Source organism: Cohnella sp. GCM10012308 (genome assembly GCF_042649185.1).
In the GTDB taxonomy this organism is placed as follows: Bacteria; Bacillota; Bacilli; order Paenibacillales; family Paenibacillaceae; genus Cohnella.
The window spans coordinates 465608-479471 of the sequence record NZ_JBHRYU010000001.1; the positions used below are offsets into that span (position 1 = coordinate 465608).

General features: G+C 58.7%; 11 protein-coding genes. 4 read left to right on the plus strand and 7 right to left on the minus strand.

Annotation, left to right across the window (positions count from 1 at the left end; all coding sequences use genetic code 11):
* Positions 1-175 precede the first annotated feature (175 nt).
* The gene (locus ACFOTD_RS02185; protein WP_378115281.1) at positions 176-1714 is read right to left on the minus strand and encodes a flotillin lipid rafts scaffold protein FloT; all 1539 of its coding nucleotides are present in this window, start codon (positions 1712-1714) and stop codon (positions 176-178) included.
* Between the two features lie 38 nt (positions 1715-1752).
* Complete coding sequence (locus tag ACFOTD_RS02190; protein ID WP_378115283.1) at positions 1753-2253, minus strand: NfeD family membrane protein; 501 nt, start codon at positions 2251-2253, stop codon at positions 1753-1755.
* Between the two features lie 225 nt (positions 2254-2478).
* Between ACFOTD_RS02190 and ACFOTD_RS02195 the strand changes: the two genes are divergently transcribed.
* A complete protein-coding gene (locus tag ACFOTD_RS02195) occupies positions 2479-5649 on the plus strand; it encodes a transglycosylase domain-containing protein (RefSeq protein ID WP_378115285.1) in 3171 nt (1056 codons plus the stop codon).
* Between the two features lie 677 nt (positions 5650-6326).
* On the opposite strand, the gene acsA is transcribed toward ACFOTD_RS02195, so the two are convergent.
* The gene (acsA, locus tag ACFOTD_RS02200; protein WP_378115287.1) at positions 6327-8051 is read right to left on the minus strand and encodes an acetate--CoA ligase; all 1725 of its coding nucleotides are present in this window, start codon (positions 8049-8051) and stop codon (positions 6327-6329) included.
* A gap of 291 nt (positions 8052-8342) precedes the next feature.
* Here acsA and ACFOTD_RS02205 point away from each other — a divergent pair, with 291 nt between their 5' ends.
* Positions 8343-8975 carry a GNAT family N-acetyltransferase gene (locus ACFOTD_RS02205; RefSeq protein WP_378115289.1) on the plus strand — a complete coding sequence of 211 codons (633 nt, stop codon included), beginning with the start codon at positions 8343-8345 and terminating at the stop codon, positions 8973-8975.
* 19 nt (positions 8976-8994) lie between these two features.
* On the plus strand, positions 8995-10191 hold the full coding sequence (locus ACFOTD_RS02210) for an acetoin utilization protein AcuC (RefSeq protein ID WP_378115291.1): 1197 nt from the start codon (positions 8995-8997) through the stop codon (positions 10189-10191).
* A 79-nt stretch (positions 10192-10270) separates the two neighbouring features.
* Here ACFOTD_RS02210 and ACFOTD_RS02215 read toward each other — a convergent pair whose 3' ends face one another.
* The 4 genes from ACFOTD_RS02215 to ACFOTD_RS02230 all read right to left on the minus strand — a co-directional run bounded on the left by ACFOTD_RS02215 (position 10271) and on the right by ACFOTD_RS02230 (position 13077).
* Positions 10271-10966 carry a 5'-methylthioadenosine/adenosylhomocysteine nucleosidase gene (locus tag ACFOTD_RS02215; RefSeq protein ID WP_378115293.1) on the minus strand — a complete coding sequence of 232 codons (696 nt, stop codon included), beginning with the start codon at positions 10964-10966 and terminating at the stop codon, positions 10271-10273.
* A 107-nt stretch (positions 10967-11073) separates the two neighbouring features.
* A complete protein-coding gene (gene ccpA, locus ACFOTD_RS02220) occupies positions 11074-12081 on the minus strand; it encodes a catabolite control protein A (protein WP_378115295.1) in 1008 nt (335 codons plus the stop codon).
* Between the two features lie 127 nt (positions 12082-12208).
* Positions 12209-12559 carry a bacillithiol system redox-active protein YtxJ gene (gene ytxJ, locus ACFOTD_RS02225; RefSeq protein ID WP_378115297.1) on the minus strand — a complete coding sequence of 117 codons (351 nt, stop codon included), beginning with the start codon at positions 12557-12559 and terminating at the stop codon, positions 12209-12211.
* Between the two features lie 107 nt (positions 12560-12666).
* Positions 12667-13077, minus strand: a complete 411-nt coding sequence (locus tag ACFOTD_RS02230) for a hypothetical protein (protein WP_378115299.1) — start codon at positions 13075-13077, stop codon at positions 12667-12669.
* A gap of 231 nt (positions 13078-13308) precedes the next feature.
* On the opposite strand from ACFOTD_RS02230, the gene ACFOTD_RS02235 reads away from it, so the two are divergent.
* Positions 13309-13842, plus strand: a complete 534-nt coding sequence (locus ACFOTD_RS02235; RefSeq protein WP_378115686.1) for a type 1 glutamine amidotransferase domain-containing protein — start codon at positions 13309-13311, stop codon at positions 13840-13842.
* The last annotated feature ends 22 nt before the right edge of the window (positions 13843-13864 follow it).

A 13864-nucleotide genomic window follows, 5' to 3' on the forward strand; every position in this document is an offset into this window, starting at 1 on the left:
ATTGGAGTCGTAGATGGCCGATATTTACGTCTAGGGGCCGCATGGATCGGCGCATTGACGATATAGGTCCGCATCTGCCGGCTGGCAATACGCGCAAACGTAACAAACCCGTCCGCTGCTGCGGACGGGCTGTTCATTGTTCCACTCATAGGACGGATAAGTTCGGTCAGCCGGACTATACGTTTGTGCCTTGCGTTTCGTCTCCCTGCTGCGACAGCGCCACCGGCGCGGTAGCAGGCGCCGTCGCAGGCGCGGGCTTGCCCGGCTTGGTCAGGCGCTGGACGAGCTGCCCGATGTCGATGCCGGACACGCTTTTCAGCATCTCGGGCGCGGTCGCCATAAGCGAAGTCACGTAGTTGCTGACGCGCGCCGCCCCTTCGCCGTGCCCCGTGTCGACGACGGTGAGCTTGTCGATCGACGCGATCGGCTCCGCCACCTTGCCGGCGAGCTCCGGCAGCATCTTTACGATAATGTCCAGCACGGCCGCTTCGCCGAACTTCTCGAACGCCTGCGCAAGCTTTTCCTTCGCTTCGGCTTCGGCCAGACCGCGCAGCCGCACGACTTCCGCATCGGCCGTACCTTTCGCCCGCGCCGCTTCGGCTTCCGCCAAGCCGTTCAGCCGCTTCTGCTCGGCATTCGCCTTGGCCTCTGCCTCGATCCGGTACTTATGGGCATCCGCTTCATTGATCTGTCTGGCCTTATCCGCTTCGGCCGCCTGTACGACCGCATAGCGGTCGGCGTCGGCTTTTTTCTTGACCTCGGCGTCGTACTGCTTCTCGCGGCGAAGGATCTCCTTCCCCTCCAGATCGATTTCCCGCTCCTTGCGCACGATCTCGACCTGCATCTGCTCCTCGACGACGCTTTGCTTCGAGCGCGCCTCTTGAATGGAATAGGCTTGGTCGGCTTCGGCCTTCGCCAAGTCCGATTCCTTTTTAAAGGAAGCGACCTTCAATTCTTTTTCCTTCGTCGCTTCGGCGACGTTGGTATCGCGCAGCAGCTCCGCCTTCTGGCCCTGCTCCTCCGCCGCGGCCTTCTGAATCCGCGAGTCCCGGATCGCTTGGGCTTCGGCGATATCCGCATCCCGCTTGACCGCCGCGATCCGCGGCTTGCCAAGCGCCTCGAGGTAGCCGTGCTTGTCGCGGACGTCCTTGATCGTGAACGAAACGATCTGCAGACCCATCTTTTTCAAGTCGCGCGCCGCCTGTCCTTGAACCTCCTGCGCAAAGCGCTCGCGGTTCCGGTATACCTCTTCGACCGTCATCGTACCGAGGATCGCGCGCAGATGGCCCTCGAGCACCTCTTGCGCTTCGCCGCGAAGCGCATCCGTCGGCTTGCCCATGAACTGCTCGGCAGCCGTAGCCACGTCCTCCACCGCGCCGCCGATCTTGATGATCGCCACCGCGTCGGTCAGCACCGGCACGCCTTGCTCCGTGTATACTTCAGGCGTGCTCACGTCGAGCTTGTGCGACAGCAGCGACAGAAATTGGGCTTGCTGGAATATCGGTAAAATAAAAGCGCCTCCGCCCCGCACGATCTTGATCCGGCGGCCCGATTCGTCCACGGACACGTTTTTGCTGCCGAGGAACGAGCCGGTCACGATCATGGCGAGGTCCGGCGCCACCGTCTTGTATCGCGCCCAAAACGCGAGTCCAAGCACGAGCAGGACGGCGACTACGATGATCGGGATATAAAGCGCTTCGTCAATCGTTTGCATTTGCATTCTCCTCTACTCACCTAAGTATGATTCCTTTGCTACTCCAGCCGAGATACGCCGAGCACGTCGTCTTTCACGCGCACGACCACGACCTTCGTTCCTTCGGCCAGCGCTTCGCTGTCGAAGCTTTCTGCAATGTGATTGGCATTGCCGGCGCCCACCCGCACGAGCACCTCGCCGAAGCCGACCGCCGGAATGGACGTGATGACCTCGGCCCGTTTTCCCTCCAGATCCCGGATCGAGTACGCGACCGAATTTTCGCTGTTCTTCATCGGTCTCACGTAAACGAAGTGCATCGCCAGACCGCCTAGCGCGGCGGCCGCGGCAGCGCATGCGTACACGCCTCCGGACGGAAGAGTCGAGTAACGGGCCAGCAGCAGCCCCGCGCCGCCGAAGATCGTAATCCCCCCCGCCAGGACGACGGGCTCGAACAGATCGTGAGGGAGGAAATCGAACGCGCCTCCGAGATCGCCGATGAGCAGCGTGACCAATGCCATCAGCACGCCGAACGCCAAACAGCTCCAGAACAAAATCTCCACGCTTCCCCTCTCCTTCTGCGCCAGAATCCGTTTTCGACGACATTAATACATACGACAAGCATTTCCAAAAGTTTCTCTGCCCCCTCCTGTTATCGGCCAATCGGTGAAAAAATTGGAAGAGCTTGTCCCTTCCTGGCGCGCGAATGCAATCGAACGAAGATGCGGGAGGTCAAACAATCGCCTATTGTGATATAATAAGACTGTTTTGTTGAAGGAGGATACATAATGAGCGATACCAAACAGCCTTCCAAGAAGCCGAAACGAAAAAAACGCTCGCCATGGGTCATGGCCGCCAAATTGTTCACTTATACCATATTGTGGCTGGTATTTTTCGCCGTATTGGCAGGTCTGGCTGCCGGCGGCGCCATAGGCGGATATATTGCGGCCTTGGTCAAGGACGATCCCATCCGGTCGAGAGCGTTAATCGAGGAAAAAATCAACGAAAACAATGCAACCGGTTTCGTCTATTTCCGGGACGGAACGCTGATCGGCCAGCTCCGAACCGAGGAAGACAGGCAGCCGATCACGTACGACAAGATTCCTCAGGTCATCATCGATTCGGTTCTGTCCATCGAGGACAAAAATTTCTTCAATCATGTCGGCGTCGACACGAACGGGCTGTTCCGCGCCGTCAAGCAACAACTGCTTAACGAGGACGTGCAGACCGGCGGCAGCACGATCACGCAACAGCTGGCGCGTCGCGTATTCCTCAGCCTCGACCAGACGCAAAGCCGCAAGGCCAAGGAGATCTTCTTATCCCTCCGGCTCGAGCGCTTCCTGGGCAAGGAAGAGATCCTCACCGCCTACCTGAACAAAATTCCTTACGGCAACGGCGCGTCCGGCTACCAGGTGTACGGTATCAAGGCCGCCAGCAAAGGAATTTTCGGTATCGAGGATTTGAGCAAGATCAATCTGGCGCAGGCGGCTTATCTAGCCGGTCTGCCGCAGCGTCCTTCCGCTTATTCGGCCTTCACGGGCAAAGGCGACTTCAACGAAGCCAACTTCAAGCGGGCGCTTGCCAGACAGAAGCTCGTCCTGCAGAAAATGCTAGAATACGGCAAGATCAATCAGCAGCAGTACGACGAAGCGATCGGGTTCGACGTCTACAGCTCGCTCGCCAAGCCGACGGAAAAAGCATACAACACTTATCCTTATCTGATGCTCGAGGTCGAACGCCAGGCCGCCATGCAGCTGGTGCTGCAGCAAAACCCGACGCTCACCATCGACGATCTCAAGAAAAAGGAAAATGCCTCTCTTATCGAAGACGCGCGCGAGCAGCTCCTGCGCGGAGGCTATAAAATCACCACGACCATCGATAAAAAAGTGTACGACACGATGCATAAGGTAGCGGAGGATCCGAAAAACTTCTCGCCGGACAGCAAGACCAAAGGCGTCGAGCAGACGGCCGCCGTCATGCTGGATCACAAGACCGGCGCGATTCTCGGCATGATCGAGGGCCGCGACTTCCATATCGAGCAGCTTAATTTCGCTACACAGATGGAGAGGCAGCCAGGCTCGGCCATGAAGCCGATCGGCGCCTACCTGCCGGCGATCGACAAAGGACTCATCAGCCCGGCCAGCATTTTGGACGACGCGCCGATCATTTTGAAAAACAGCGGCTCGAGCCTGCACATTCCGAAAAACTCGAACAACCGTTATTCGGGCCTCGTCACGGCACGGTACGCGCTTAACCAATCGCTCAACCTGCCGGCGCTCAAGGTGTTTCTCGACAAGGTCACGATCAAGGGCGCATGGGACTTCGCGCGTCAGCTGGGCATTACCACGCTCGTGCCGGAAGACGACTATGCGCAGACCGGCGTTATCGGCGGTCTCAAGTACGGCGTCACCGTCGAGGAGCTGACCAACGCATACGGCGCAATCGCCAACAAAGGCGTGTTCAACGATGCGTACCTGATCGAAAAAATGAAGGATTCGTACGGCAACATCGTAATCGAGCACAAGGCATCGCCCAAGCGCGTCGTCTCCGAGCAATCCGCATACCTGATGACCGATATGCTCCGCACGGTCGTTACGGACGGAACGGGCAAATCCGTCAAAAACGGATTTAAAAATTACGGCAAGATTCCAATTGTCGGCAAGACGGGCACGACCTCCAACTACGCGGATGTCTGGTTCGAGGGCTTCACCCCGGATATCACGCTGGGCGTATGGGCCGGCTACGAAAAGTCGGTTAATACGCTCTCCACCGACGGACACGCGCGCGCCAGGGAGATCTGGACCAAGGTCATGAATGAAGTGACCGAAGCCCGCCCCGAGCTTTTCCCGACAACTGAATTCAAAAAGCCGGACGGCATCGTCTCGATGACCGTGTCGAGCGTCAGCGGCAAGCTGCCGACCGATCTCACCCGGTCCGCGGGCAAGCTCGTGACGGACATTTTCAACAAGAAATACATTCCGACGGAGGAAGACGACTCGCTCGTCGCCGTCAAATACATCTCTTACAACGGCGTCAACTATAAACCGTCGCCGGAGACGCCCGAAGACATGCTCCGCGAATCGGTCATGACCAAGCGGGAAAAGCCGCTCGACGAGCTCATCGAGCAGTTGAAAGCCGCGCTCGACAAAGTGCCGGCTTCAAGTCGGAAGCCGCTGTCCTATTATTTGCCGAAGGATGCCTCTGGCGGTGCGCCGTCCAAGCCCGATCCGCGCGTGGACGACGGCTCGGCGCCGAGTGCGCCTGGCAATATTACGGTCGAACAGCTCGGCGGCGGCAAAACGCGCATCTCCTTCACCAAAAGTCCGCAGGCGGACGTCGTCGGCTACAGGCTCTACCGTTCGGTGAACGGCGGATCGTTCGTCAAGACAGGCAGCTCGGTGCTGACCGGCGAAGACACCCGTTTCATCGACTATTCGTCCTCCGGCAGCGTAAGGTACGCCGTAACGGCCGTCGACGTCGCAGGCAACGAATCCGGACGCAGCGAATCCTCCTCTTCCGGAGGCGGCGGCGGTGGCAGTGCTGGCAACGGCAGCGGCGGTATTGACAATGGCGGGGGTTCGAAGCCGAATGACAATGTTCCGCCGCTTGACGGCCAGGGCACAGGCCCGGCGGATCCGGTTACGAACGGCGGAACGCCGTCGAACGATCCCGGTCAGGCGCAGCCTGCGGCACCGTCCGCGCCAGCCGGTCTCGCCGCTCAACCTTCGGCAGGCGGTACGACACTCAGCTGGAACGCCAATCCCGACGCCGACAAAGTAACGCGCTATGAGGTATGGTACAGCGCCAGCGAGAAAGGCAATTACAGGCGTGTCGAGTCGACGCAGTCGAACCAGTACGAATTGTCCGGCAATAACACGGCCGGCTGGTATCGCGTGCGAGCCGTCAACGATACCGGGGCCTCCGACGCCTCGCCTTCCGTCGAGGTCAAGAACAGTTAGCCTCAATCCGTTCACAAAAAACGCTTCGGTATCGTTATCGTCTGCCGAAGCGTTTTTTTGTTCGTCCAAGAAAAGCCTTACTTGAAGATCGGAAAATTGCCCGGATATCCGAAACTTGATTCGCGCGTTGCGCCCTGCATCAGGTATCGCGCAAGTTAGTTAGAAACCCGTGGAGCTCGCGATCGGCACCTTCGTCGACAAATACGGAACGCGCCCGATCTCGTCAAATTGAAGGAAACCAAGTTCTACGCCTGGGATCCGCTGCGACACTGCGAATATTGCAAGGAGCCGGTTCTTCTTATCGTCTGATCAGCCAAGCTCCTCTGCTTCGATAAACAAGATGCCCTGTGGAGGACGTTTCGGCGTTCTCATTTTTTATGATTAGAGTCGCGACTGCCATGTTTCTGACTGACTTATGAATTGAACTCAACTGTACGACGCGTTCTAACCATATCCCCTTCGATCAGGGGCACGAGCAGTTTTCGAAGTTTTTTCGTCCTACCAAAAAGCACAAAAATCAGCAGTCATTAAACCCATATTTTGCTATAGAAAGAACAAATGTTCCCTATGGAGTGAGACGCGATGAGCGGAAGCCGCGGACTTTAAACGTGCTTTAATCACAAAAAGCCGCCCCTCGGAGTATCGCTTCTCCAAAGGGACGGCCTCCCTCAACGTTATTAATCTTCGATCGTAGACAGGTCGCCGGTCGGGAGATTGAGCTCCCAGGCCTTGAGGACGCGCCGCATGATCTTGCCGCTGCGGGTCTTCGGCAGTTTGTCTTTGAACTCGATCTCGCGAGGCGCCGCGTGCGCGGACAGTCCAACCTTGACGAACTTGGAGATATCCGCCTTCAGCTCCTCGGAAGGCTCGAAGCCTTCGCGCAGCGAGATGAAGGCCTTGATGATCTCGCCGCGGAGCGGATCGGGCTTGCCGATAACGCCCGCTTCGGCGACGGCCGGATGCTCGACCAGCTTGCTCTCGACCTCGAACGGCCCGACGCGCTCGCCGGACGTGTTGATGACGTCGTCGATCCGGCCCTGGAACCAGAAGTAGCCTTCTTCGTCCATGTACGCGGAGTCGCCGGACACATACCAGCCCGGGATCCGGAAGTACTCCTCGTACTTGGCCGGATTGTTCCAGACCTTGCGCATCATCGAAGGCCACGGCGTACGGATCGCAAGGTTGCCCATCCGCATCGGAGGCAGCTCGTTGCCCTGATCGTCGATGATGGCCGCCTGAACGCCCGGGATCGGCCGACCCATGGAGCCCGGCTTGATCTCCATGCTCGGATAATTGCAAATGAGCTGTCCGCCCGTCTCCGTCATCCACCACGTATCGTGAATACGCTGGTTGTATACTTTGAGGCCCCAACGAACGACCTCGGGGTTCAGCGGTTCGCCGACGCTGAGCACATGGCGCAGGTTGGACAGATCGAACGGGCTGACCGCATCGTCGCCGGCGCCCATCAGCATGCGGAATGCGGTCGGCGCGCTGTACCACACGGTAACCTTGTACTTCTCGAGCGTAGCATACCAATCCTGCGGGCTGAAGCGCCCGCCGCGGATGACATTCGTCGCTCCGTTCAGCCAAGGCGCGAAAATGCCGTAAGACGTGCCGGTTACCCAGCCCGGATCGGCCGTACACCAGTAGACGTCGCCTTCCTTCAGGTCAAGCACGATGCGTCCGGTATAATAATGCTGGATCATGGCATTTTGCACATGGTAGACGCCCTTCGGCTTGCCTGTGGAGCCTGACGTATAATGCAGGATCAACCCGTCTTCGCGGTCAAGCCATTCGATATCGGCCGTCTCGGACGCTTTTTCCATCTCGGTCTTGAAATCGACGATACCGTCGCCTGCGGCAACGCCGTCGCCGAACACGATCAGATGCTTAAGCTCCGGCAACTCGGCGCGCGAGATGCGCGGCAAGAGCGCCGGCGTAGTCACGATTGCGACTGCGCCGCTGTCCTGCAGGCGATCGCGGACGGCCGTCTCCATGAACGCTTCGAACAACGGTCCCACGACGGCGCCGATCTTCAGTGCGCCAAGCAGGGCGAAGTAAAGCTCGGGCGTGCGCGGCATAAAAATGAAGACGCGGTCGCCCTTGCCGATGCCGAGCCCGCGGAGCACATTAGCGAAACGTGCGGACTGCAGCGACAGATCAGCGTAAGTATAGCTCTCGTCGCGCTGCGCATCGCTATAGTGCAAAGCGATCGTACCGCCTCTGCCTTCTTCGACATGGCGGTCGATCGCCTCGTACGCCATATTGACTTTCCCGGTCTTGGACCAGGAAAAATGATTTTCGATGTTCTCCCAATTGAAGTTGCGCACCTCGTCCTCATATAAACCGAGATTTGCGGTTGTCGCCGTTACGGCCACTTTTTCATCCTGACTTAACGTCATTACCGATCACCTTCCCGTTGATTTGCTGCAAACCCGATGCTAAGTATACGAATGCGCTTACACGAAGAACAAAGCCCTTGAGGCTTGCTTTTGCCATTATACCATGCGTCCGACATACCTACGCAACCGAAGGAGGGAAATTTTCTCCAAGGCGTATATAACAATGGCAAAAACGCGTGCGAAATCGGTAAAAAAAGCGCGCGATAACGGCTTTGCCGTATAATGCTGTATAATGAGATTCGTTGAGACCCTCGCGCAAGACGTAATCGAATCGGCAAAAGGAGCGTGCGCATGGAACATTACAAGCGCTATCAGCGCGTCGCCAGGCCCGGAAGGGCGGGTCCGATCGTCATCGAAGGTCCGGTCGAACCGGAGCGGCTGAAGGACTACCGGCTCCACGACAAGCTCGACGCCTTCCGCAGGCCCCGGGAGCAGCACGAGGCGCTTGTGGAGATCGCAGGACTGCCCGAAGGCCGCATTATCATCTCCCGCGAAGAAGATTTGATCGTCGGCTACGTCACCTTCCACTACCCCGACGAACTCGAGCGCTGGTCCGAAGGCGGCATGGACGATCTGATCGAGCTAGGCGCCATAGAGGTGGCCGACGAATATCGGTCCCTCGGCCTCGGCAAAGCGATGATCGTCGCGGCGTTCGCGGAGGAGCAGCTGGACAATGCCATCGTGTATACGACCGAATATTATTGGCACTGGGACTTGGAAAAAAGCGGGCTTAACGTCTGGCAATACCGCGAGATGATGGAAAAATTAATGAAGTCCGTCGGCATGGTGTGGTTCGCGACGGACGATCCCGAGATTTGCGCGCATCCGGCCAACTGCCTGATGGTGCGTATCGGCAAGGACGTGCCGTTGTCGTCTGCCGAGCAATTCGACCGCGTGAGATTCCGCCAGCGGTTTATGTATTGACGAAAGGCAGGCGACCCCTGTGTCATCGAAAAGCGATCACGCGCGCTGGATCGACTGCAGCGCCGTAAAGCGGTACTCGTTTCGCGAAGATCATCCTTTTCACCCGATCCGGCTCGCCTTGACCGAGGAGCTGCTCGCAGATTGCGGCGCGCTCGGGCCGGAAGACAAGCTCATGCCGACCGCGGAGGGCGCGGCCGAGGCCGTGAATGCCATCCATCGGGCCGACTACGTCGAGACGGCGCGCGCGCTAAGCATTGCGGCCCCTGCCGTGTCCTACCAGGACCTGGCCGAGCAATACGGCCTCGAGGAGGACGGCGACACGCCCTATTTTCCCGGCATGCACGACGCTGCGCTGGCCGTCGTCCAAGGCTCGCTGAGCGCCGCCGAGGCAGTCATGTCAGGGGCGACAAAGCACGCCCTCCATCTTGGCGGGGGCCTCCATCACGCCTTCCGCGAGCGGGGCGCGGGCTTCTGCGTCTACAATGACGCCGCGTGCGCGATCTCCTGGATCCACCGCAAATACGACGCCAAGGTGCTTTATATTGACACCGACGTACATCACGGCGACGGCGTGCAGTGGAGTTTCTATACGGACCCGGACATTTTTACCTATTCTATTCATGAGACGGGCAAGTTCCTGTTCCCGGGCAGTGGGTTCGCGCATGAGCGCGGCGAAGGCAGCGGCTACGGCGCCTGTCTCAACATTCCCGTGGAACCGTATACAGAGGACGAATCCTGGCTCGAGAGCTTCGAGAGCGGCCTTGCACAGGTCATGCGCGCATTCAAGCCCGACGTCATCGTCAGCCAGCACGGCTGCGACGCCCACGCGCTCGATCCGCTCGCGCATATTCACTGCAGCATGCGAATCTACCGCGAGATGCCTCGCCTCATTCACCGGCTGGCGCACGAGCATACGGACGGCCGGTGGATCGCGCTTGGCGGCGGCGGCTACGAGCATTGGCACGTCGTCCCCCGAGCCTGGAGCCTGCTCTGGCTGGAGATGAGTGACCATCCGCTGCTCGCGTCGATTGACGCGTCACCGGACGGCGGACCTCTCCCCGCCTCCTGGCCCCGGCTCTCGTCGCCAGGCCGGCCGGCGGACCTGCCGCGATTCTGGCTCGACGATACGTCGCTGTGGTCGCCGATGCCCCGCCGAGCCGAGATCACGGCCAAAAACCGCGAGATTGTGGCTCTGGCGCTTCAGCACCTGGGATAACCGGCACACTTTTCAGAAAAAAACCAGCAGGTATCGCCGGCTTGACCGGACAAGACACCTGCTGGTTTGATAATCATCGTTATTTGCCCAGATGCTGCAGCATCTCATTGACGATCGCGAACGACCTGTTGGATGCAGTCACCGTAAACTCCGTAAAGTTCACGTCCGCCGAGCCGTCCGCCTTGTCCGAGATGGAGCGGATGACCACGTACGGCACCTCGTTCATCGCGCATACTTGCGCGACGGAAGCGCCCTCCATTTCCACGCACGAGCCCTGAAGCTCGTCCCTCAGCCGCACGACCAGTGCTCTGTCGGCGATAAACTGGTCGCCCGAGAGCACCTTGCCGGTCTTGATATGACCGGGGAACAGCTTGTCCCCTGCTTCGCGCGCCGCCTTGATCAGCGCTACGTCCGCCGCCCAGTCCGAGATCTCCTGGTAGGGCAGAACGCCGCGCGCATAGCCGAGCGCCGTCACGTCGATATCATGCTGCATGCTGCTCGAGGATACGACGATGTCCCCGATGTCGAGCTCAGGATCGAGCGCGCCCGCTACGCCGGTAAACACGACCCTGTCCGCGTTGAAGCGGTCGATGAGCACCTGCGTGCAGATTGCCGCGTTCACCTTGCCGACGCCGGACTTGCATACGACGACTTTGTGTCCGTGCAGGCTGCCCGCCACGTAACGAATGCCGGAGCGCTGCATCTCCACCGCATCCTCCAAGGCGCCGAGCAGCAGGTCGATCTCTTCCTGCATGGCGCCGATAATGCCGATCATGAGCATATCTCCTTTAAAACTCGAATAAGAAGCCCTGCGGCGGGCGATCAATGTCCGCGCAGGGCGATCAAACAGGTTATGGAACGGTCCGTGCCAAATGACGGCGATTAGCCGCGCGGCGCGACCGAATTGCGAACGATCAGCTCGTGATGGAGCGTTACCCTAGCCTGCTCGACGTTTTCTTTTTTCATTAATTTGGTGAGCAAACGCATCGAGACGGCGCCGATGTCGTACATCGGCTGCGCGACCGTCGTCAGCAGCGGACGGACCATCGAAGCCAAGCGGATATTGTCCACGCCGATCACGGAAATGTCTTCCGGCACCGACAGTCCTGCGTCCTGGATGCCGTGGATGGCGCCGATCGCCATCTCGTCGGTAGCGGCGAATACGGCCGACGGGCGTTCTTCCAGCTCGAGGAAGTACTGAACGGCCTCGATGCCGGATTCGTAGCGGTAGTTGCCGACGCGCACGAGCGATTCGTCGAACGCGATGCCGCTCTCCTCGAGCGCGCGCTTGTAGCCCTGATAACGAGCGTAGCCGTTGGCCGGATCCTGAAGCGTGCCGCTGATCATCGCGATGCGCTTATGGCCCTCGCCGATCAGCTTGCGGACCGCGTCGTACGCCGCCGTCTCGTGGTCGATATCGACGGAAGGCATCGTGCCCTTCTCGTCGGTCGTCGCGCAAAGGACGATCGGCACGTTGGACGTATTAAACGCCTGGATATGCTCGTCCGTCACGACGCCGCCCATGAACAGGAGCCCGTCCACCTGCTTCTCGAGCAGCGTGTTGATGACGCGAATCTCCTTCTCCTTGCGTTTGTCGGCGTTACACAAAATGATATTGTAATGATACATGTTGGCGATATCCTCGATGCCGCGCGCGACTTCGGCGAAGTTGGCATTCGCGATATCGGGAATAACGACGCCGACCGTCGTCGTCTTCTTGCTGGCGAGGCCACGGGCTACGGCATTCGGCCGGTAACCGAGACGCTCGATCGCTTCGTATACTTTTTTTCTCGTCTGGGGCTTTACGTTAGGATTGTTATTGACGACGCGGGATACCGTCGCCATCGATACGCCGGCCTCGCGGGCTACGTCATAGATAGTTACCGTCACATCTCACCGCTCCATTTGCTCATGTCAGGTCTTTGTCCGATTGGAGGACCCGTCCATGGTATATTAAGGTAATGATACGACAAAAGGGGCGTTTCCGCAATGGCAAACCCCGACATCCGTCGCGCTTTTAACCTTCCGAACCGACGCGTTCGTTCAGAAAATCCGAGGTAATGCGCCAGTGCGATTCGTCCCATACGGGATGTCCGTCGCGGACCAGAATCGCCTGCGGCGACTTGTGCTGCACCTGCAGCGCTTCTGCGATCGCATTGCTCACGGGGCGCTCCTCAATGACATGCACGATGGCGACGTCCACGGGCAGCTCTCCGCGTCCGCCGAGGAAGCGGTCCAGCTCGTCGTGCGCACCCGCGCTGATCGGGCAGGAGGTGCTGTGCTTGAAGACGAGCAGCGGTTTGCTCGACGTGTTTTTAAGCGCTTCTTCCCACTGTTCGACAGTCTGCAGTCTTTTCACATCCGACATCGCATGCATCCTCCTTGAAAATAAGTTTCATTGATTTTCATGGTATCAGAAATGAAAAAGTTTCGCAAAAAAAAGAAAAGGAGCGCGGCCGCTCCTTCAAAATTCGCCTAAAATATGTATTGTCCGTTAAGCTGCGCAAGCTTAGCCTCGAGCTCTCGCTTCCAGGCCAGGTCTCCCAGGGAGGCGGCGATCAAGAGCAGATCGAGCAGTTCGTTCGTTCGTTCCTCCGTCAGCTTGGCGATTCTCGCAGCATTCAGCGGCATTCTCTTAGAAACGGCCTGACTGAGCATGCCTGCCCATTCGTGCACTTCGTCGAACCGAATTTCCCGCGGCAAGGGCTTCGAGCCCAAGGCGGACAACAGGCTGCTCAAATCCGACTTGACGCCCGGATATACGACGTTGCGCGAGCAATGCCCGCAAGCGTACACGGGTACGCCGGCGATGCTCACCGTCTTGGAATAAAAGACCTTGCGGAGACCGAGCGCCATCGCTTCCCCGCATATACACCGTTTGAACAACTGACTCTCTCCTTACGCGCCGCGCGCGCGTTTCCAAAATCCCCGGGAGGGACGTTGAGAAAGTATATTCGGCGGACGCGCCTTCAACTCCTCCTCAGCAAACGACTGTAAATTATGGAAGCGAATCGGTATTAAAACAATACCTGCATACGGATGAACGCCTCTCACAAATGTGCTAGGATAGAAGATATTTGACGCGCATACGCGCAATGAACAGCCTACCTGGGAGGAATCGAATTGACTGAAGCCAAACGCGTCATTTGTCTGATCGACGACGAATTCGAAGACTTGGAATTGTGGTACCCGGTATACCGCGCCCGCGAAGAAGGCGCAGTCGTCTTGTACGCCGGTCCGGAGAAAGGACGCAAGCACATCGGCAAATACGGCGTGCCTGCCGTCGCTGACATTTCCTATGAGGAGCTGGATGCGGAGCAATGCGACGGCCTGCTCGTGCCGGGCGGCTGGGCGCCGGACAAGATCCGCCGCAGCGAGCGCGTTCAGGCTTTCGTGCGTGAGATCGACGCCGCCGGCAAGCCGATCGGCCAGATCTGCCACGCGGGATGGGTGCTGATCTCCGCCAAGATCCTTCAAGGACGCAAGGTAACGTCCACGCCCGGCATCCGCGACGATATGGAAAACGCGGGCGCGGTCTGGTTCGACGAAGCCGTCGTCGTGGACGGCAACCTGATCTCCGCAAGGCGTCCGCCGGACCTGCCCGAATATGCAAAGGCATTTTGCGACGTTTTATACGGCAGACTGTCCTGATCCATTTTATATCGGCCATTAA